16 protein-coding genes and 1 pseudogene are annotated in these 19,845 nt (G+C 61.6%); 12 read left to right on the top strand and 5 right to left on the bottom strand.

The annotated features are described in order from the left end of the window. Positions 1-2: 2 nt before the first annotated feature. Positions 3-140 (top strand): annotated as a pseudogene (locus ACAX43_RS01990) (porin); the annotation flags it as partial. A gap of 127 nt (positions 141-267) precedes the next feature. Here the strand turns inward: ACAX43_RS01990 and ACAX43_RS01985 are convergent. Beyond that, positions 268-573 (bottom strand): PepSY domain-containing protein, encoded by a 306-nt coding sequence (locus ACAX43_RS01985; protein ID WP_370706735.1) that lies wholly within the window; start codon positions 571-573, stop codon positions 268-270. Between the two features lie 276 nt (positions 574-849). Between ACAX43_RS01985 and ACAX43_RS01980 the strand changes: the two genes are divergently transcribed. The 10 genes from ACAX43_RS01980 to ACAX43_RS01935 all read left to right on the top strand — a co-directional run bounded on the left by ACAX43_RS01980 (position 850) and on the right by ACAX43_RS01935 (position 11,664). After that, positions 850-3,222 (top strand): bifunctional salicylyl-CoA 5-hydroxylase/oxidoreductase, encoded by a 2,373-nt coding sequence (locus tag ACAX43_RS01980; RefSeq protein WP_370706734.1) that lies wholly within the window; start codon positions 850-852, stop codon positions 3,220-3,222. Then, on the top strand, positions 3,219-3,992 hold the full coding sequence (locus ACAX43_RS01975; RefSeq protein WP_370706733.1) for an SDR family NAD(P)-dependent oxidoreductase: 774 nt from the start codon (positions 3,219-3,221) through the stop codon (positions 3,990-3,992). The genes ACAX43_RS01980 and ACAX43_RS01975 overlap by 4 nt, the downstream gene beginning before the upstream one ends. Beyond that, positions 3,989-4,546, top strand: coding sequence for a MarR family winged helix-turn-helix transcriptional regulator (locus tag ACAX43_RS01970; RefSeq protein ID WP_370706732.1), 558 nt, complete (start codon positions 3,989-3,991; stop codon positions 4,544-4,546). Before ACAX43_RS01975 ends, ACAX43_RS01970 begins: the two co-directional genes overlap by 4 nt. A gap of 26 nt (positions 4,547-4,572) precedes the next feature. Next, positions 4,573-5,424 (top strand): enoyl-CoA hydratase family protein, encoded by an 852-nt coding sequence (locus ACAX43_RS01965; protein ID WP_370706731.1) that lies wholly within the window; start codon positions 4,573-4,575, stop codon positions 5,422-5,424. 1 nt (position 5,425) lies between these two features. Next, the gene (locus ACAX43_RS01960) at positions 5,426-6,634 is read left to right on the top strand and encodes an acyl-CoA dehydrogenase family protein (protein ID WP_370706730.1); all 1,209 of its coding nucleotides are present in this window, start codon (positions 5,426-5,428) and stop codon (positions 6,632-6,634) included. After that, entirely contained in the window at positions 6,631-7,074 is a 444-nt protein-coding gene (locus ACAX43_RS01955) for an acyl-CoA thioesterase (protein ID WP_370706729.1), read from the top strand. Before ACAX43_RS01960 ends, ACAX43_RS01955 begins: the two co-directional genes overlap by 4 nt. Continuing rightward, on the top strand, positions 7,071-7,466 hold the full coding sequence (locus tag ACAX43_RS01950; protein WP_370706728.1) for a RidA family protein: 396 nt from the start codon (positions 7,071-7,073) through the stop codon (positions 7,464-7,466). The genes ACAX43_RS01955 and ACAX43_RS01950 overlap by 4 nt, the downstream gene beginning before the upstream one ends. 70 nt (positions 7,467-7,536) lie before the next feature. Further along, positions 7,537-9,177, top strand: a complete 1,641-nt coding sequence (locus ACAX43_RS01945; RefSeq protein WP_370707079.1) for an AMP-binding protein — start codon at positions 7,537-7,539, stop codon at positions 9,175-9,177. A gap of 136 nt (positions 9,178-9,313) precedes the next feature. Further along, positions 9,314-9,991, top strand: coding sequence for a glutathione S-transferase (locus ACAX43_RS01940; protein WP_370706727.1), 678 nt, complete (start codon positions 9,314-9,316; stop codon positions 9,989-9,991). 170 nt (positions 9,992-10,161) lie between these two features. Continuing rightward, a complete protein-coding gene (locus tag ACAX43_RS01935; protein ID WP_370706726.1) occupies positions 10,162-11,664 on the top strand; it encodes a DHA2 family efflux MFS transporter permease subunit in 1,503 nt (500 codons plus the stop codon). 790 nt (positions 11,665-12,454) lie between these two features. On the opposite strand, the gene ACAX43_RS01930 is transcribed toward ACAX43_RS01935, so the two are convergent. The 4 genes from ACAX43_RS01930 to ACAX43_RS01915 form a co-directional block, all read right to left on the bottom strand. After that, complete coding sequence (locus ACAX43_RS01930) at positions 12,455-13,180, bottom strand: aspartate/glutamate racemase family protein (RefSeq protein WP_370706725.1); 726 nt, start codon at positions 13,178-13,180, stop codon at positions 12,455-12,457. Further along, complete coding sequence (locus tag ACAX43_RS01925; RefSeq protein WP_370706724.1) at positions 13,177-14,394, bottom strand: DUF917 family protein; 1,218 nt, start codon at positions 14,392-14,394, stop codon at positions 13,177-13,179. The genes ACAX43_RS01930 and ACAX43_RS01925 overlap by 4 nt, the downstream gene beginning before the upstream one ends. Next, the gene (locus ACAX43_RS01920; protein ID WP_370706723.1) at positions 14,384-16,702 is read right to left on the bottom strand and encodes a sigma 54-interacting transcriptional regulator; all 2,319 of its coding nucleotides are present in this window, start codon (positions 16,700-16,702) and stop codon (positions 14,384-14,386) included. Before ACAX43_RS01920 ends, ACAX43_RS01925 begins: the two co-directional genes overlap by 11 nt. A gap of 553 nt (positions 16,703-17,255) precedes the next feature. Further along, positions 17,256-17,756, bottom strand: a complete 501-nt coding sequence (locus tag ACAX43_RS01915; protein WP_370706722.1) for a hypothetical protein — start codon at positions 17,754-17,756, stop codon at positions 17,256-17,258. Positions 17,757-18,668: 912 nt separating this feature from the next. Between ACAX43_RS01915 and ACAX43_RS01910 the strand changes: the two genes are divergently transcribed. Further along, on the top strand, positions 18,669-19,733 hold the full coding sequence (locus ACAX43_RS01910; RefSeq protein ID WP_370706721.1) for a hypothetical protein: 1,065 nt from the start codon (positions 18,669-18,671) through the stop codon (positions 19,731-19,733). Positions 19,734-19,845: the final 112 nt, after the last annotated feature.

The following is a 19,845-nucleotide window of genomic DNA, read 5'->3' as shown; positions in this document are numbered from 1 at the left end:
AAGTCAACGGCAAGTATCAGAAGGTTGCAGGAAGCCAGACGGGTTCGTCGCTCGACCAGGGTTAGGTACCGGGCGCCGCCGACCTGTCGTCAAATTCGAAGCAACTGGTCGTGCGCGCGGCAATTCGCCATAAGTTCTAAGGCGTGGTGGGAAGGCGACGCGTATGCATCGCCTGACTAGTATCGCTGGAGCAAAAGCAGCGCCCGCACTTTATCCTGCGGGCGCTCACACTCTCACCTGTCGCGACGAAGTCACGGACCCGTACATTCAGTCCGGATGCGGTCCTTCAGCGCTGTTTTCGAGGATGGACCCCGTTTGCGCGTCCACCCCAACCTCCTGCGTGCCCCGGTTCGTCGCAATGTCGAATGAGTAGCGCAGTCCACTCCCTCCGGCCTCCTTTTCAAGTTCTTGGTCGGTGATCTTTCCGGGATGGGCCTTGAGGGCCGCCACGCGCGCCTGCTTCAGACTGATCTTCGCGTCTTTCGAGTACTCCTGACCTGTGAAAGCGTGCGCCGCGATACTCGTGACAAGCAGACCTGTCGCGGCCAGACCAAAGTAGTAACCCTTTTTCATGTCGAACTCCAACGTTGGTTTCCAGGATTTCAGGGTGCCATGTGTCATGTTAAGAGAACCTGAACCGGCTTGAATTCGCGAAACCATCGACTTCGGTCGAGATAACCGGCGGCGTGCAGGCCATCAGCCTCCATCGTCTATACCTCACTCCGAACGACTTTATTTCTTCCGATCACCACTGGCGCCCGCACCGCCACGCAATCCTTTTTTACTTGACACCTAAACTATCAAGGCCTAAATTACCTCCAACAGCGGAGTTCACATTGGGGGAGCACCATGCGCATCGTCTGTATCGGCGGCGGCCCGGCCGGGTTGTACTTCGGCCTATTAATGAAGGGCCGGAACCCGGCATATGACGTCACGGTGGTCGAGCGCAATCGCCCGTACGACACCTTCGGCTGGGGCGTCGTCTTCTCCGACCAGACCCTCGGCAACCTGCGCGCCGCCGACGCATCGAGCGCCGAGGCGATCCTCGACGCCTTCAACCACTGGGACGATATCGAGATCAATTTCCGCGGCAGGCAGATCCGTTCGTCGGGCCACGGTTTTTGCGGGATTGGCCGCAAACGTCTGTTGAATATCCTGCAGGCGCGCTGCGAAGAACTGGGCGTCAAGCTGGTTTTCGAAAACCAGGTCACGGACGACACAACCTACGAGGCCGACCTGATCGTCGCCTGTGACGGCGCCAATAGCGCAATCCGTCAGAAGCACGCGGCCACCTACCGGCCCGCCATCGACATGCGCGATTGCCGCTTCGTCTGGCTCGGCACCAGAAAGCTTTTCGACGCTTTCACCTTCGCCTTCGAAGAAACTGAATTTGGCTGGTTCCAGGCGCACGCTTACCGTTTCGACGACCAAACCTCGACCTTCATTGTCGAAACGCCAGAGCATGTGTGGCGCGCCGCCGGTCTCGACGAGATGAGCAAGGAAGACAGCATTGCGTTCTGCGAGAAGCTGTTCGCCAGGTATCTGGACGGCAACGCCTTGCTGTCGAACGCCGCGCATTTGCGCGGCTCGTCGCAGTGGATTCGCTTTCCACGCGTCGTCAACGAGGAATGGGTGCATTGGCGCAGCAACGCCGATGGCACGCAAACGCCGATCGTGTTGATGGGCGACGCCGCTCACACCGCGCATTTCTCGATCGGCTCAGGCACCAAGCTGGCGCTCGAAGATTCGATCGAGCTTGCCAACAGCATTGGCGCTCACCCCGGCGATTTGCCGGCTGCGTTGAAGCACTACACAAACGTGCGCAGCATCGACGTCCTGCGCATTCAGAACGCCGCGCGCAATTCGACGGAGTGGTTCGAGCATGTCGACCGCTATACGTCGTTCGAGCCGGAACAGTTCGCGTATTCGCTGCTTACGCGCTCGCAGCGCATTTCGCACGAAAATCTGCGTGAGCGTGACGCGCGCTACCTATCCGGCTTCGAAGACTGGCTCGCACAACGTTCGGGTATAGCGCGCGCGCCTGAAAAGCACTCCGTCCCGCCGATGTTCACGCCCTTCACGTTGCGCGGCGTCACACTGAAAAACCGCGTAGTCGTCTCGCCAATGGCGCAATACTCGGCCGTCGACGGTATCGCCGGCGACTATCACCTGATGCATCTCGGCGCCCGCGCGATGGGCGGGGCCGCGCTGGTGATGACGGAAATGACCTGCGTGTCGCCTGAAGCGCGCATCACGCCCGCGTGTCCCGGCATGTATGCGCCGGAGCATCTCACGGCATGGAAGCGCATTGTCGATCTCGTGCATCGTCAGTCGGACGCGAAGATCGGCATTCAGCTCGGCCATTCCGGCGCAAAGGGTTCGACACGCGTTTCGTGGGAAGGCATCGACCAACCGCTTACCGAAGGCAACTGGCCGCTTATCTCGGCTTCGCAGCAACAATACTTGAGCGGCGTCAGTCAACACTCACGCGAAGCCACCCAGGACGAACTGCGCGAAATCGAAGCGCAATTCGTACGCGCCACGCAAATGTCCGCCGAGGCAGGCTTCGATTGGCTCGAACTGCATTGCGCACACGGCTATTTTCTCTCGAGCTTCCTCTCGCCGCTGACCAATCATCGCAAGGACGAATACGGCGGCTCGCTGGAAAATCGTCTGCGTTACCCATTGCAGGTCTTCAAGGCAATCCGCGCAGCGTGGCCGCAAGACAAGCCGATTTCCGTGCGTATTTCCGCTAACGATTGGGTCGAAGGGGGTACCACGCCCGACGATGCGGTGCAGATCGCCCGTGCCTTCAAGGCGGCCGGCGCCGACATGATCGACGTGTCGTCGGGTCAGGTCAGTAAGGAGGAAAAGCCCGTATTTGGCCGCATGTTCCAGACGCCTTTCGCTGACCGCGTGCGCAACGAAGCCGGTATCGCGACGATCGCAGTCGGTGCGATCTCGGAGGCGGATCATGTGAACAGCATTATCGCGGCGGGGCGTGCCGATCTCTGCGCGATCGCGCGGCCGCATCTGGCGAATCCTTCATGGACGTTGAATGAAGCCGCAAAAATCGGCTATTTCGATGTGATGTGGCCGAAGCCCTACACGGCGGCGAAGTCGCAACTCGAACGCAATCTCGAACGTGAGCGCGCCCAGGCCGCCGCGAATGCGGGACTGTCGCCACAAGAACGCGCGCAACGCGCTGAAGGAACCACGTGAACACGCATAGCTCGACATTGGCAGGACAGCGCGCTGTCGTCACCGGCGGCGGCAGCGGCATCGGCGCGGCAGTGGCCGAAGCGCTGCTGCGAGCCGGCGCGTACGTCACCTTGATGGGCCGCAACCCGCAACGTCTCGATGCGCAGCGGCAAAGACTCAACGCCCTCGGCGAGGTCGCGTGCATCAGTGTCGACGTCACCGGCGAAGCGTCGGTAGAAAATGCATTCGCCCAAGCCGGCGCCATTGACATCCTCATCAACAACGCCGGCCAGGCGCAAGCCGCACCGTTCACCCACACGGACATGGCGCTCTGGCAGCGCATGCTCGACGTGAATCTCACCGGCGTATTCCTCGGCACGCGCGCCGTGTTGCCCGGCATGCTCGAACGCGGCCACGGCCGCATCGTCAATGTCGCCAGCACGGCGGGACAGATCGGCTACGCATACGTCGCCGCTTACTGCGCCGCGAAACACGGCGTGATCGGCCTGACGCGCTCACTCGCGCTGGAAGTCGCGACAAAAGGCGTCACCGTGAACGCCGTGTGTCCCGGCTACACGGAGACCGAACTGCTGCACGCATCGCTCGAACAGATCACCAGCAAGACCTCGCGCACCGAACAGCAGGCGCGCGAAACCTTGCTGCGCTCGAATCCGCAACATCGCTTCGTGAGTCCTGAACAGGTCGCCAACGCCGTGCTGTGGCTCTGCCAACCCGGCTCGGACGCGATCACGGGCCAATCCATTTCCATCTCCGGTGGAGAAGTAATGTGACCAAGTCATCGAACATCAAAAAGCCCGCGGCGACGGAAGCCAGGCCGCCGCGCAAAGGCGTCCCCAAACCAGCGGAGAACGTTGTGGATCTGGAAATGAGCACGGGCGCAGATAGCCACATGGGTTTGCGTTTGTGGCTGCGTATGCTGACCACGACCAATCTCGTGCAAGCCGAACTGCGCAAGCGTCTGCGCAACGAATTCGACACCACGTTGCCGCGTTTCGATTTGATGGCGCAACTCGAGCGTTATCCGGAAGGCCTGAAGATGACCGAGCTTTCGCGTCGTTTGATGGTGACCGGTGGCAACGTCACCGGCATTACCGATCAGCTCGAAAAAGAAGGGCTCGTTTCGCGGGACACCGATCCGAACGATCGCCGTTCGATCAGCGTGTGCCTCACGCCCGCAGGACGCAAGGCGTTCGACAAGATGGCGGTGGCGCATGAACAATGGGTCGTCGAATTGTTCGGCGGCTTGAGCCTCGATGAAAAGTCGCGCACCCATCAGCGCCTCGGCAAACTGAAGAAACATCTGCTCGACAGTCTGAAAGACTGATCCGCACCGAAACGTAGGAGACACTCATGACACGATCCAACGCCGACGCACTGCTGGCCGGCAACCGCCTGACGCTCGCCGCTTACGAGGCGCGGCACTTCGGCTGGTCGGTCGCCGACAAGGTCGCGACGATCACGCTGAACCGCCCCGAACGCAAGAACCCGCTGACGTTCGAATCGTATGCGGAGTTGCGCGATCTGTTCCGGCAACTCGCCTATGCGACCGACGTCAAGGCCGTGGTGATTCACGGCGCGGGCGAGAACTTCTGTTCCGGCGGCGACGTGCACGACATCATCGCGCCGCTGATCGATCTGCCTATGCCGGAATTGCTGCTGTTCACCCGCATGACCGGCGATCTCGTCAAAGCAATGCGCCATTGCCCACAACCGGTGATTGCTGCCGTGGACGGCATCTGCGCCGGTGCGGGCGCAATTCTCGCGATGGCCTCCGATATGCGGCTCGGCACTGCGCGCAGCAAGCTCGCGTTTCTGTTTTCGCGCGTCGGCCTCGCGGGTTGCGATATGGGTGCGTGCGCGATTCTGCCGCGCATCATCGGTCAGGGGCGCGCCGCCGAGTTGCTCTTCACCGGCCGCTCCGCGAGCGGTGACGAAGGCCATGCATGGGGCTTCTACAACCGCCTGTGCGAACCGGCGGCGCTCCTCGCGGACGCACAAAAGCTCGCCGCCGATCTCGTCGCCGGTCCGACTTTCGCGCATGGCATCACAAAGAAGATGCTGCACCAGGAATGGAGCATGAGCATCGACGAAGCGATCGAATCCGAGGCGCAAGCGCAGGCGATCTGCATGAGCACGCGCGACTTCGAGCGTGCCTATACCGCTTTTGCTGCGAAGTCGCGGCCGGTGTTCGAGGGAGATTGAATTGAGCGCTAACAGCGATACGGATCTGCACAGCGCATTGGCCTGGCCGTTCTTCGAGCCACGCCATCGCGAATTGGCTGCGGGTATCGAGGCATGGTGTCGCGCGAATCTCACGCATGTTGAACACGATGACATCGATGCAACCTGCCGTCGTCTGGTCCGTGAACTCGGCGCGGCCGGTTGGCTGAAATACGGTGTTGGCGGCGTCGCTTACGGCGGCCACGGCGACACCATCGACACGCGCGCCGTTTGCCTGCTGCGCGAAACCCTGGCCAGGCATTCCGGTCTCGCGGATTTCGCGTTAGCGATGCAAGGGCTCGGTTCAGGCGCGATCTCGCTCGGCGGCACGCATGAGCAAAAGACGCGTTACTTGCCGCGCGTGGCGAATGGCACAGCTATTGCCGCCTTTGCTTTGTCGGAACCGGAAGCGGGATCGGATGTCGCCGCGATGGCCTTAAGCGCGCGTGAAGACGGCGACGCCTACGTACTCGACGGCGACAAGACCTGGATCTCCAACGGTGGCATCGCCGACTTCTACGTGGTTTTCGCACGAACCGGCGAAGCACCGGGCGCACGCGGCATCACCGCCTTCATCGTCGACGCCGATACGCCGGGGCTGGAAATCGCCGAACGCATCGACGTCATCGCGCCGCATCCGCTCGCCCGCCTGCATTTTGCCGGCGCGCGCGTGCCGCGCAGCCAGATGCTCGGCGCGCCCGGCGAAGGGTTCAAACTCGCGATGCGGACGTTGGATATCTTCCGCACGTCGGTGGCCGCTGCGTCTTTGGGCTTCGCGCGTCATGCGATGGCCGAGGGTCTCTCGCGAGCGGCGTCGCGCAAGATGTTCGGGCAGACACTCGGCGATTTTCAGCTGACACAAGCCAAACTCGCACAGATGGCGTTGACGATCGACAGCAGCGCATTGCTGGTCTATCGCGCGGCCTGGCTGCGCGATCAAGGCGAAAACGTCACGCGCGAAGCCGCGATGGCCAAGTGGCACGCAAGCGAAGGCGCGCAACAAGTCATTGACGCCGCCGTGCAGCTTTATGGCGGCATGGGCGTGCAAAGCGGCATGGCGGTCGAGATGCTGTATCGCGAGATTCGTGCACTGCGGATTTATGAAGGCGCGACTGAAGTGCAGCAATTGATTATCGGACGCGATCTTTTGAAGGCCCACGCTGCCGAGGTCATCAAGGACGCAGCGCAATGAACACGACCTTCGAAAGGCCCGTGCGTATCCGCTTCTCGCACTGCGATCCGGCCGGCATCGTGTTCTTTCCGCAATATCTGGTGATGACCAACGCGTTGGTCGAAGACTGGTTCAATGAAGGCCTGCATGTCGACTATGCGCAGATGATCGCGCGACGACGCATCGGCTTGCCGATCGTCAAACTCGATTGCGAGTTCTCACGGCCGAGCCAGATGGGCGAAACGATCACGCTGGCACTATCACTCGCCAGCATTGGCCGCCGCTCGATCAGCATCGACATCGTCGGCTATTGCGGCGACGAGACCCGCTTTCGCGCGAAACAGGTACTCGTCACGACATCGCTCGAAAGCGGCACATCCATCGACATTCCTGCCCACATCGCGAGCGCGCTCGCGACGTTCGCCCCACAGCCTGAATCCATCGAGGCCCATCGCTCATGAAAAAAGCTCTCCTCCCCGCCGGTTGGATCAAACCGCGCGGCTACGCGAACGGAGTCGCGGCAACCGGCACGCAAGTGTTCATTGCCGGCCAGATCGGCTGGGACGAACAGGCGCGCTTCCAGACCACCGACTTCGCTCAGCAAGCGATTCAGGCGCTCAAGAACGTGCTTGCCATACTGCATGAAGCAGGCGGCACACCCGAGCATCTGGTCCGCATGACGTGGTACGTCACCGACAAGCGCGAATACCTCGCCTCGCTGAAAGATATCGGCCGCGCGTTTCGCGAGCTGATCGGCGACTACGACATCGCGATGAGCGCGGTTCAGGTTGTCGCGTTGATCGAGGACGAGGCCAAGGTCGAAATCGAAGCCACCGCCGTGATTCCTCAGTAAGCCTACGAAATACGAAGCCCACCAAGCCAACCGAAGCGCATTCAGCCGGCTCAACACCCGGGAGACCATGATGGAACCGTCAGCACACGTCGATACCTTCGCGCGCGACAATCTTCCGCCGCAGGATCAATGGCCAGTCTTTCTGCTCGACAACCCTGACATTGCCTACCCGGCGCGCTTCAATTGCGCGACGGAACTGCTCGACAGGACCATCGAAGCGGGCCATCGCGATCGTCCGGCGATCTGGTCCGATGTGGACGGACAACCGCAAGCGACCGCCTACGGCGAGCTGCTTGCGCTCGTCAATCGCAGCGCGCATGTGCTGGTCGACGAAATGGGTTTGCAGCCGGGCAACCGCGTGCTGCTGCGCGGCCCGAATACGTTGCACATGGCGGTGACGGCACTCGCTGCGTTAAAGGCAGGCCTGGTGGTAGTGCCGACCATGCCGCTGCTGCGTGCAAAAGAACTCAAGCAGATCATCGAGAAGGCGCAAGTCAGCGCTGCGTTATGCGATGCGCGCCTGACCGATGAACTCGCGCGCTGCAACGATCCCCAAGACGAGTTCTACTGCGCGGGGCTGAAACAAACGCGCCTGTTTCATCACGATGCGGCCGATTCGCTCGACACGCTCGCGGCCAACAAGCCGGACCACTTCACAGCCTGCGACACCGCCGCCGACGACGTCTGCCTGATTGCCTTCACCAGCGGCACGACAGGCGCCCCAAAAGGTTGCATGCACTTTCATCGCGACATGCTGGCGATGTGCGATCTGTTTCCGCGTCATGTTTTAAAACCTTCATCGAACGATATTTTTTGCGGCACGCCGCCGCTCGCTTTCACATTCGGCCTCGGCGGCTTGCTGTGCTTTCCGCTGCGCGTCGGCGCGTCGACGGTGCTGATCGAGCGGCTCACGCCCGAGACTTTGCTGCAAACGGTCGAACGCTTTCACGCGACGATCATGTTCACCGCGCCAACGTTCTATCGGCAGATGGCGCCGCTGGTCGCGCATCACGACGTTTCAAGCTTGAAGAAAACGGTGTCGGCGGGAGAAGCGTTGCCGGATTCGACGCGGCGCCAATGGCACGACGCAAGCGGCATCGAAATGATCGACGGAATCGGTGGTACTGAACTGATCCATATTTTCGTCTCGGCGCAAGGCGACGCGATCCGCCCGCATGCCATTGGCCGCGCGGTGCCGGGCTACGTCATCCAGGCGGTGGACGACGCCATGCACCCCGTTCCACCCGGCACGATCGGCAAACTCGCGGTGCGCGGGCCGACTGGTTGCCGCTATCTGGCCGACGACCGGCAAACCCGATTCGTGCGTGACGGCTGGAATCTTCCGGGCGACTCCGTCTATCTCGACGAAGACGGCTACGTGTTCTATCAGGCCCGTGCCGACGACATGATCGTCTCGGCCGGCTACAACATCTCCGGCCCGGAAGTGGAAAGCGTGCTGCTGCAACACGACGCGGTGGCCGAATGCGGCGTGGTCGGCGTACCGGACGAAACCCGCGGGCAGATCGTCAAGGCGTTCGTGGTGCTGAACCCCGGTTACACGCCGGATGACAAACTGGTCGCGCAACTGCAGGATTTCGTGAAAAATAGCGTGGCGCCGTATAAATACCCGCGCGTCATCCGTTTCATCGACACGCTGCCGCGCACCGAAACCGGTAAGCTCAAACGCTTTGCGTTGCGTACGCTCATGTAGCCTTTCATGCCCACCCGAAACGCGCAAGCGGATCAGCGCCGCATTGCGCGCGTCCGCAGATCGAGCAATACGTGTATCCGGCTGCGCACAACATCCCTATGATGTGACACTCCACAGGCCAACGATCCTCGACTCCATGCTGACCGTCCATCATCTGAATAACTCCCGCTCGCAACGCGTGTTGTGGCTGCTCGAAGAACTCGGCGTTCCGTACGAGATCAAGCACTACGAACGCGACCCGAAAACGATGCTGGCGCCGCCCGAGTTGCGCGCGGTGCATCCGCTCGGCAAGTCGCCCGTCATTACCGACGACGGTCAGACAATCGCCGAATCGGGCGCGATCATCGAGTATCTGGTCGACAAGTACGGTCAAGGCCGCTTCGCGCCAGCAGCGGGCACGCCCGAGCGGCTGCGCTACACCTACTGGATGCACTATGCGGAAGGCTCGGCGATGCCGCCTTTGCTGCTGAAGCTGGTCGCGCTGCGCATCGCCAGTGCCCCGATGCCGTTCTTCGCCAAGCCGATTGCCCGCAAGATCGCATCGACGCTGCAATCGAGTTTCATCGATCCGCAGTTGAAGCTGCACCTCGGCTACGTCAATAAGGAATTGGGCACGACCGGTTGGTTCGTCGGCAGCGATTTCACGGCGGCCGATGTTCAGATGAGCTTTCCGCTCGAAGCCGCCACCGCACGCGGCGGCATGGAAGGGCAAATTCCCGCGGTGGTCGACTTCCTGAAGCGCATTCACGCGCGGCCGGCTTATCAGCGGGCGTTGGAGCGCGGCGGCAAGTACGAACTCCTGGGTGGCGATTGACGGCCAACGTCGCCCAGGAATTCGTAGTTGTGGCTCAAAAGTCGCGGGTGCTAGACTAAAATTCCCCATTGCCATCAACGGGTTGCCGACCGGGTTTCCGACTTCGTGCCGAGCGGCGGCACGTCCGGCATCCGCTTGCATCCGCTTGACCACGGCAAAGGAGCCCCTGCATGACCCATTCCATCCACGGCAACAAACGCTGGCTGGCGCTCATCGTTCTGTGCCTCGGCGTGCTCATGATCGTGCTCGATACGACGATCGTGAACGTTGCATTGCCGTCGATCGCCGCGGACCTCGGCTTTACCGAGACCTCGCTGGTGTGGGTGGTCAACGCGTACATGCTGACCTTCGGCGGCTGCCTGCTTCTTGGTGGGCGGCTCGGCGATCTTTACGGTCATCGCAAGCTCTTCCTCGGCGGCATCACTTTGTTCACGCTGGCGTCGCTCGCATGCGGCATGGCGAACTCGCAGGTGCTGCTGGTATGTGCGCGCGCCGTGCAGGGTTTGGGCGGTGCCGTCGTCTCCGCCGTTTCGCTGTCCCTCATCATGAATCTTTTCACCGAGTCCGGCGAACGGGCCAAAGCAATGGGCGTGTACGGCTTCGTCTGCGCGGGGGGCGGCAGCATCGGCGTATTGCTCGGCGGCCTGCTGACCAACCTGCTGAGCTGGCACTGGATCTTTCTCGTCAATCTGCCGATTGGCATCGCCGTCTACGCGCTGTGCGTCGCGCTATTGCCGTCGGCGCGCGGCCATGCTCATGGCGAACGGCTCGACGTCGCCGGCGCGGTGACGGTCACCGGTTCGTTGATGCTGGCCGTGTACGCAGTCGTGAACGGTAATGAAGCAGGCTGGACCTCGCCGCAGACGCTGGGCATGCTGTCCGCCGCGCTCGCGCTGCTGGCCGTGTTTCTCGTTATCGAAGCGCGTGTGCAGCATCCGTTGATGCCGCTCGGCCTGTTCCGCTTGCGCAATGTCGCGACCGCCAACGTAGTCGGTGTGCTGTGGGCGGCGGCGATGTTCGCGTGGTTCTTCATCTCCGCGCTGTATCTGCAACGTGTGCTCGGCTACCGGCCATTGCAGGTCGGGCTCGCGTTCCTGCCTGCCAACCTGATCATGGCGTTCTTTTCGCTGGGCCTGTCGGCGCGCGTGGTGATGCGCTTCGGTCTGCGCCTGCCGCTCGCCGTCGGCCTGCTGGTCGCGGCGGTGGGACTCGCGTTGTTTGCCCGCGCGCCGGTCAACGGCAGTTTCGTGCTCGATGTGCTGCCGGGCATGATCCTGCTCGGCTTCGGTGCCGGCATCGCGTTCAATCCCATGCTGCTGGCTGCCATGAGTGACGTCGATCCAGGCGATTCGGGCCTTGCGTCCGGTATCGTCAATACGTCGTTCATGATGGGCGGCGCACTGGGTCTCGCGGTACTTGCGAGTCTCGCTGCCGCGCGCAGCGACGCGATGCAGGCTTCTGAAAGCGCCACGGCGGCGCTCAATAGCGGCTATCACGTGGCGTTTCTGTTCGGTGCGATCTTCGCGGCGGCGGCGGGCATTCTGGGCGGCTTGCTGTTGCGGCCGGGGCAGCCAGGAAGCGCTGGCGTGCCAGCCGATGCACATAGTTTCGACGTACCGGCAGCGGCGCAATCGCGTGGGTCCGGCAACGGGGCAGCGACAGAAAACTATTGACCTGCATTGAAATAAGCGCGCTGCCGTTACGGCACGAAGCATTGAAAAGAACGAGCCGCCGCTGCCTGTCCCTGGGAGGGAGAGCAACGACGGCCAAGTCCCGCAGCGGCCCGCCTGGTACATAGCCAAACGGATTCCGCCATGCCGGCGTCACGCACTGCAACGATCTTCTCTACGGAAGCATTCCGTCGCCACGTGTCGACATACGACAGTCACAACTACAACAACAGCACAGCCCCTCTCTCAATCTGCTGCCAGCGACCCAGTATCGTTGGCGTCGATCGGCGCATCAGCTATGGTTCGGACGAAGGACCGTGATGACTAGCGGTGATCCCTCGATCAGCAGCGTCGGCTATCCAGAAACAACCCGGACGCCGGTGCGTCGGACACATTACTGCGCGCGATCTTTTTTTTGGTCTCTCAGGCTCCCCGGCTTGTCGGACAGGTTCCTTGAATGCTCTGGGCTACCGCCTGTGCGAGTTGTTTTTTTCAGGCGGTGACTGGCATCGGTTTTGTATAAGCAATGCCCGTGCCATAGCTCGAAATCGCATAACAACGGGAACATCGGAACATTTCAGTCGCGATATTGGACAGCTTCGTCCAGGCGCTCCGTCGAAATTGGACGATTTCGTCCAATTGACTATTTCCAGCACGTCGAGGTGCCGTTTCGTCCACATGGGGCGAAATCGATAAGGAGGCAGGGAAGCGTGTGGGGCTGAGACGGTTAAGGCGAGAACGTCCGGTGCGGCAAACGCGCGCCGCACCGGACGGAGAGGGAGAGGCGCGCTGGTTACGGCTGCAGACTGACCTTGCTGTAGGTCAGCCGGCTCGGGCGCACCTGCATACGCACCAGCGACACGAGGAAGCTGAAACCGGCCTGATTCGGATCGATTACCGGCACATAGACGCCCAGTGCCTCGCCGAGCAGCGTGGAGACACGGCTCGCGACGTCCACGAAACCTGTGCACCCGAGCAGAATCGCTTGCGCACCGTCTTCCTTGATCGCCGTCAGCGCCGCTTCAAAGGTGCGAACGACCACCACGTCGATGTTGTCGAGCTGCGCGACAGGGCAATCGATCGCGCGGATCGACGCGAACGTGTCCTGAATGCCATAGGTCTGTGGATGACCGCGCTGCATCGCGAGCGTGCTTTGCAGGATCGTGATGATCGAGAACCGCTGGCTGAGCATGAGGGCCGCGAACGCCGAAGCCGGAAAACCGCCGATGATCGGAATGTCGATCACCTCGCGGGCGGCTTCAACGCCGCACATATCGAAGTCGGTCAGCCAGATGCCGTCGAAACCGTCGTTTGCGATTGCCTGTGCGAGTTCGACCACCGGCATGCCGTTCTGCAGCCAGTTCGTGCGGTTCTCGATATCGGGATGCCCCTGCGTGATATTGCGAATCTCGACCTGCACGTCCGGCGGTACGACCGGCGCGATCGCCTTCATGATGCGGTCGTTGTATTGCGACGTGGCGACGGGCACGAGCACACAGATGCGAAGCGGTGAGTTCAAGATGCGTCTCCCTTGTGCATGGACTGGAGCGATTCGAGCGGCACATAAGGCCCGAGATAGCCGAGCGAGTTCAGCAACTGCATGAAGCTGTCGAGAATCAGGCCGGGCTTGCGCAGTTCGGCTTCGGCACGCCAGGCGATCAGTGTCACGGGACGCTTGCCGATGATCGGGTTCAACGAACCGTCATCTTCCACAAGGTCGCCGTTGCTGAAGATCGACTGGCCTTCGCCACCGACGAAATAGGCAACGCTGTCCGGCGACAGCACGATCGGCTGCGGACACTCGCTGTCCCACGCGAGCAGCGACTCGTTCTGGTACATCACCGTGTAGATGCGCTGCCCGGCCTGAATGCGAATCTTGCCGACGTCGAAGCCGCCGCTCGTATCGACTTCGGCCGAGACCAGCTCGCCGGGCTCCGAGATGGCCCGCGCGGCGAGCCCGCAACGTTCGGCGAGATAGCCGATCATCTGCCGGGCGCTGCCGATCTGCCCGGCCTGCACCGCGCGCCCGAGGTCCAGCGCGCGCCTCAACGTGCCACGAATCGGCGTCGCGCGGCCGATGTCGGCGGCCTTCATGACCCACATCGCGAGGCCGCCGAACTGGCCGAACTCGGGATCGGCGACAACCGGGCGCATCATCTGCTCGACGATGGCCGACACGTCGCGCTGATGAGTCGGACCGCCGTGGTTGCTGCCGCGCGGCGTCACGTCGAGCTCGACGCACAGGCCGCCCTGGCTCACGAGGAACGCCGGGCGTGGATCGATCTCGGCGGCCGCGAAGGTGAGCATCGGCAGCGAGGGCACGGCGCGGCCGGCACCGTCAGCGTCGATAACCGCAAGGCCGAGCTTCGCTGCCACGAGCGCCGCCACTGTGAAGCCCAGCGCGCCGCTTTCCGGCGGCATCACATAGGCGAGCTTCACAGATTGCGAAGCGAGCCGGGTCTGGACGTTCTGCACGGCCGTTACGGGTCCAATCGGATAGATGGCCGAGTTGATCGCTTCGGGCGCGCCGAGATAGGCGACCATGACTGCCGCGCCTTCGGTAGCCTCTTCGACCGACACAACCTTGACCGTGTCGGTCGGATAGTAATCGCCGGCAACAAAATGCGCGGCCAGATGCCGCGCGGATTCGATTGTGCCACCGCCGCCGCTGCCAAAAAACGCCGCTCCCAATAGCAGCGGCTCCAGATCTTCCTGGCGTAATTCATAGGCCATTTACGATTCCTTTACTGTCGATGTTGAAAGAAACGCCCGATTGGAGTTCGGCGAGCAAACCCATGGCGCTGGTGAAGCGAGTGGTCGGATCCACCGTCAGCGAGCGCAACCCACGCTCAAGCGTGTCGATTGCTTCGGCGATGCGGCCGGTGGAGCGCAGCAGGTCGGCGAGGTAACGCGCGGCGTCCACGCGCGCAGGCACCGAACCGAACGCGAGTGCAGTGGACAGCGCCGTACGCAGACCCAGTTCCGCAGCGTTCACCTCACCGAGAGCCCACTGCGCGCGTGCCCGGGTGACCAGTAGTTCGCCAAGGTAGACACGTTCCTGACGGGCGAGGGTCTCGTCGATCGCGGCGGCGAGAATCGTCTCGCATGTCTTCGCACGGCCGGCGCGCAGCAGCAGTTCGCCGTGCTGCCACGCCTTGAAGGAATAGAACAGCGCACCGCCATTGCAAACGACGTGGTTGTCGTAGCCGTCGAGCATGACGGTTTCCGCTTCGTCGGAATGACCGAGCGAACTGAGGTGGCACGCGCGGAGTATCTGACCGACGCCCCGATAGAACGCGAAGCCGTTCGCGATCGACACCGATTCGAGTTCGCTCGCGAGGTGCCCCAGGCGATCCACGTCTTCGAACAGACAGGCGAGCCAGGCGGCACCCTGGAGGTTGACGGCATGAGCGAACGCGTGCGCGCCGGGCTCCGAGGCGCGCAGGATCAACATCTCCATTGCACGCCGCGCCTGCTCGAATGCGCCGATCTGGTAGGCGGCGAGTCCTTCGAAAGTCAACGCGAGGCTGGCCAGATCGATCCCTTGCGAGCCGGTACGGGTGTCGTCGCGCGCCACGCCGAGCAGGTTGCCGCGCGCGAGACAGGCAAGGGCTTCCTCGCTGTCGCCGAGCCAGAAGAGGGTGTTGGTCATCGCGATGTGCGCTTCGTCGAGTGAAACCCGGTCACCGCCGTTCTGCGCGCGCTCCAGCATGTTCTGCGCGGTCCCGCGCGCCTGCTTGAGTTGAAGCGTGGTCAGCTGCGTGGTCCAGATGCCGAATCGAATCGCGGCGATTTCGGCGGGGGCACAGACGCCTTCACCGACGGCCAGCGCGGCGGCGTAACAAGCGGTGGCCTCCGCGTACAGCCAGCCGTGCACGCTGCGCAAGCTCATGCCGAGCAACCGGTAGGCGTCGAACTGAAGACGGCGCGCGGCCTCCGGTTCATGGGGCATCTGCAGCAGGTCAAGGCAACGGCGCAGCAGCGGAATAGCCTCGGCGAACTTCGATTCCTCGATCATCGCGCTCGCAAGTTCGAGACACTTGCGCGCTTCCCGGTGATGTTCCTCGCGCGATTTCAGACGCCGCTCGATTGTCTTGCGGCCCACGCCGAGCAGGGCGGCCGCCGCACTCTTGTTGCGCCCGGTCCGCTCGAGCGCGCGGTCGATCAGCAGGTCCTCGGCGGCGGCGAGTTTGTCGCGTCCTTCGAGTTGCAACAGCATGTCGGCGAGGCTTGCGCGCGACACCGGTCCGCCGGTTTCGTTGGCGAGAAACGGCTCGAGCGAGTCGACATCGATGAGCGTGTTTTCGGCAAGCACGCTCAACTGGCTAATCAGGTTGCGCAATTGCCGGATGTGGCCCGGCCACGCGTGCTGGCCAAGCCGCCGGATCGCGGCCGGCGAAAACTCAAGCCGGCGCACGTGCTGCGACGCGAAGTGGGCGACAAGGGCGGGGATATCCTCCACGCGCTGCTCAAGTCCGGGGACTGCGAGCACGAAAACCGCGAGCCGGTAGAAGAGATCCTCGCGGAATAGCCCCTCGCGCGCGAGTTCACGCAGGTCGCGGTGAGTCGCGGCAACAACGCGTCCTGCAAAGTGCAGGCTGGTTGAAGAACCAATCGGGCGGAATGTCCGCGTTTCAAGTACGCGCAGCAGCTTCGGTTGCAGGGCGAGCGGCAGTTCGCCGATTTCATCGAGCAGCAGCGTGCCCTTGCCGACCTGCTGGAAAAGTCCCTGGCGGTTTTCGGCCGCGCCGGTGAACGCGCCTTTGACATGCCCGAACAATTCGGCTTCGACGAGGTTCTCTGGAATCGCGCCGCAGTTGACGTCGACGAAGGGTTGATCCTGGCGCAGGCTGTGCGCGTGCACACGGCGAGCGACCAGTTCCTTGCCTGAACCGGTCGGCCCAAAAATGAGCAACGGATGATCGGTGGGGGCGACCCGGTCGATCATGCGGACCAGTTGGCGAAACGCCGGCGCGCCGCCCACGAAGGCGCCGGAGTCAGCCGTGTCGTAGGCGAACGGAGCGACAGGGGTGTAACTCATTACAAAATAGGCTCCACATGAACCGCGCGTGGCGCTACGCGGAAATTGCCGCCGAAAAGACCGGACGGGTCATGCATCGATCCGATGGCTGGAGAAGTCTTCCGATTGGGTTGTCGGGACCGTCCGCCGCGAGACGAGACAGAGTATGACGGCTTCTCGCCGGTATTGTCCTTTCGAAATCAACCGTCGCGCCAGTGCATTTGCGGATTTCCTCGCAATCTCCTGCGAGCAACGCGTCGCTTTCCGGCTAACGACTGGTGACAGGTTGCAGCCGTAACGGCGATAACGGCGTTTTCGCGATTGTTCTTTAATGGAACCAAAGAGTGCGTTTAAAACGCTGGGGTAGCGACCCGGACGTCCTTCGGAACCGCTCGGGAAGACCACGATTTTGTTGGGGGGTTTTTCCAGGCGTCGCCTAAGAGCGAATGGAAGTTATGCGCGGGAGTTTCAGACACTCACACTAAACGCTTGATATTTCAGCCGACAAACGGGTGCTGGCTGCATATGTCGTCTCTCACGGCAATGCACGTAGCGGGTGTCCGCGAGCAGCCTATCAATCGCGCTGCTGCAGCACTCGCGACAGCGATTGCTGCGGATGACCAGTGCCGTAGAGGATATCGGTAATCACCCAGCGCGCGCCCTGCGGCGCCAATAGCATCTGAGTTCTGGCGACGACGGGGGTGCCCTTCAGTTGCCAATCCAACGTGACCCGAGCGGTCTTGTCGGTCTGCCGAACCCGAACGATCCGATAGCTCGAGACTGTATCGGGGATACCCGCGACCACCGAAGTCTCGGCAAAAGCCGGCTTACTGTCCGGATAGGCTTTTTCCTGCCGGTCATTCTCCGCCCTGGCGTCTGCCATCGAGCGCAGCAAACTGTTGCTGAATGAGGATTCGAAGGGTTCGTCGCCAGCGTGTGGCAATCCGACCGAGCCGTCCTTGATATACCAATCCGCAACCGCTCTCGCCACCGACTGAGGCGTGTTCGTTTCCGCATGACCCGCATGCAAATAGAGTCCCAATAGCGCGGCACTGGCTATCTGATGAAGCTTCATGGCGTACCTTCCCGTATGCGTCAAACGTCCTCGTGTCGCGCCGCGATGCGCACATGGCAAGCGTCTTATTGCTCTGCACGCACGCGGATGCGACCCACTCGCTGACGTCGGCAACGCCGCCGGAACCGGCGGCCTGAGCATCAGCGAGATTAGGACTGGCCTTTGCGCGACGGGTTCGCCTGTGCGACGTTTTGCAGCGCGACCAACCTCACGCCCCGCTACAGCGCGCGAGTGGCGTACGTGAGCATACCGGCAAGCGCTGGGTGTATCCCCAATCTTGTATGTACGCAACCGCACCAACCTTGGCAAATAAGCAGCTTTACTTCCCCCTGCCTTTTGACTTTAGTACGTTAATTGAAGAGCACCCGACGCAAGCGTCGCCGGTTAAATGCGAAAGATAAGGCTGTGTCTTGAAGTAAAACGTTCGATTGAGACCCTCTACTGCCCATTCGCAATGTCTCATGAAATTAAGAATGCCGACACCGTTCCGATCGAAGGGTTGCCTGCATTCCAGGTAGCGTGGAAACGAATACGCGACGCACTCCGAGGAGAAATTTCATGGGAGCTCCCAGCATGTTGCAAGATACCGTAGCAGCACTACACGGCGTCGCGAACGAGCTAGCTAGCAAGCCCGGTGCGGCTATCGATATTAATGCCGCACATACCTATGTCGTGGCAATAGACGAGTACCAGCACGGGTTGGACGTGCTTCCGCCCGCGCGTCTGCAATCGCTGAATTCCAAGGCAGTAGAGGCGGCCCAGCACGCAGTCAAAGCTCGGTCGCTCGTTCAACAGGGAAATTGGGGCGATGCACTCGAGAGTGTGTTTTCGGCTATCGGTGCACTTCCGGGGGAGCCCGGACTGTGGCCAAGAAAGGTCCCGCGGCCCACACGCCCTTAGGTAGATGCGCTCATGTTCAGCGGACTGACGAAACTGGCCGACAAGGCGTTCATTTTGGGCTTTTTTCTGCCCGCGCTCCTCGGTGTGCTGACATTCTTGTGGCTACATGCCGATATCATTCCATCCGGGATGAGGATCAGCCTGACGAGTAGCGACAAAACCTTCGGCAACCTCACGGTCCTGCTGTTGGGAGTCTGGACGCTGGCGGTGCTGCTGATGGTCGGCAATCACTGGATGTACCGAGTACTCGAAGGATATGCGTGGCCCTGGAACGGCACGCGCTTCAGGTCCGGCGAGTTGCTGCGGCGTCATGATCTTGTAACGCGTCAAAGTGACGCTTTCGACGCCTATGATCTCGCATCCAGGACGTTGACGCTCGCGCAAAGAAATCACCGGCACGCTACCGAAATAGAGACGCTCGAACGAGCGTGCAAGCAAAAGCTCTACACGTACTTGAGTTTGAAGCGGGAACTCGTCGCCGATTTCCCCAATGACGATTTGCTCATATTGCCCACCAGGCTCGGAAATGTGATTCGCTCCTTCGAGCTTTATCCCGCGGTCATTTACGAGGTCGAAAGCATTTCGACCTGGCCGCGATTGTTGGGGGTCGTCCCAAAGGAATACCAGGCCGCCTTGAGCGATACGAAATCGCAGGTGGATTTCTTTGTGAGCCTTACGTTCGTATCCGTTGGACTAGGCGTGGCATCGCTCGCCCGCGGCGCGAATGACCTGATCGCTAAGGGCGCGTGGTCCAATCCGGTTTTCCTCTTCGTCGGTAGCGGAGCCGCACTCCTGATCCTGGGGCGGGTGTTCTACCTGGCTGCGATTCCGTCAGCGCGCGCGTGGGGCGAGGTTGTGAAAAGCTCATTCGATCTTTATCTTCCCGCGCTTGCTTCGCAATTGGGATATCCATTGCCTAAAACGTCTGAAAAGAAAGCGGCTCTCTGGCAAGAATTTGCCTCGCAATTCGAGTTTGCCGAGCGCGCGGATGAGACGGCGTGGGACGAGCCCCCTCCTGATCCGTTCTGGAAAAAAATTCCCACCCTGTTCAGCACGTTCTGCGATTGGCTGAAGTGACCGAAAGGTCATGCGCTTAAAGGGCGTCCACCCATCGTTTGTCGTTCTCCGCGACGGAAGAAGAAAGAGGAGGAGCCGCAGCGCTTCCTCTCTCATGACGTCTTAAGCGGCG

Source organism: Paraburkholderia sp. IW21 (assembly GCF_041321145.1).
In the GTDB taxonomy this organism is placed as follows: Bacteria; Pseudomonadota; Gammaproteobacteria; order Burkholderiales; family Burkholderiaceae; genus Paraburkholderia.
The sequence above is the reverse complement of the archived record's forward strand: the minus strand, read 5'-3'. Positions and strand labels throughout refer to the sequence as shown.

Excerpts from the sequence above, each read along its gene's own strand:
- ACAX43_RS01985 (WP_370706735.1), bottom strand. The coding sequence starts at position 573 with ATGAAAAAGGGTTACTACTTTGGTCTGGCCGCGACAGGTCTGCTTGTC.
- ACAX43_RS01980 (WP_370706734.1), top strand. The coding sequence starts at position 850 with ATGCGCATCGTCTGTATCGGCGGCGGCCCGGCCGGGTTGTACTTCGGC.
- ACAX43_RS01965 (WP_370706731.1), top strand. The coding sequence starts at position 4,573 with ATGACACGATCCAACGCCGACGCACTGCTGGCCGGCAACCGCCTGACG.
- ACAX43_RS01955 (WP_370706729.1), top strand. The coding sequence starts at position 6,631 with ATGAACACGACCTTCGAAAGGCCCGTGCGTATCCGCTTCTCGCACTGC.
- ACAX43_RS01950 (WP_370706728.1), top strand. The coding sequence starts at position 7,071 with ATGAAAAAAGCTCTCCTCCCCGCCGGTTGGATCAAACCGCGCGGCTAC.
- ACAX43_RS01945 (WP_370707079.1), top strand. The coding sequence starts at position 7,537 with ATGGAACCGTCAGCACACGTCGATACCTTCGCGCGCGACAATCTTCCG.
- ACAX43_RS01940 (WP_370706727.1), top strand. The coding sequence starts at position 9,314 with ATGCTGACCGTCCATCATCTGAATAACTCCCGCTCGCAACGCGTGTTG.
- ACAX43_RS01935 (WP_370706726.1), top strand. The coding sequence starts at position 10,162 with ATGACCCATTCCATCCACGGCAACAAACGCTGGCTGGCGCTCATCGTT.
- ACAX43_RS01925 (WP_370706724.1), bottom strand. The coding sequence starts at position 14,394 with ATGGCCTATGAATTACGCCAGGAAGATCTGGAGCCGCTGCTATTGGGA.
- ACAX43_RS01920 (WP_370706723.1), bottom strand. The coding sequence starts at position 16,702 with ATGAGTTACACCCCTGTCGCTCCGTTCGCCTACGACACGGCTGACTCC.
- ACAX43_RS01915 (WP_370706722.1), bottom strand. The coding sequence starts at position 17,756 with ATGAAGCTTCATCAGATAGCCAGTGCCGCGCTATTGGGACTCTATTTG.
- ACAX43_RS01910 (WP_370706721.1), top strand. The coding sequence starts at position 18,669 with ATGTTCAGCGGACTGACGAAACTGGCCGACAAGGCGTTCATTTTGGGC.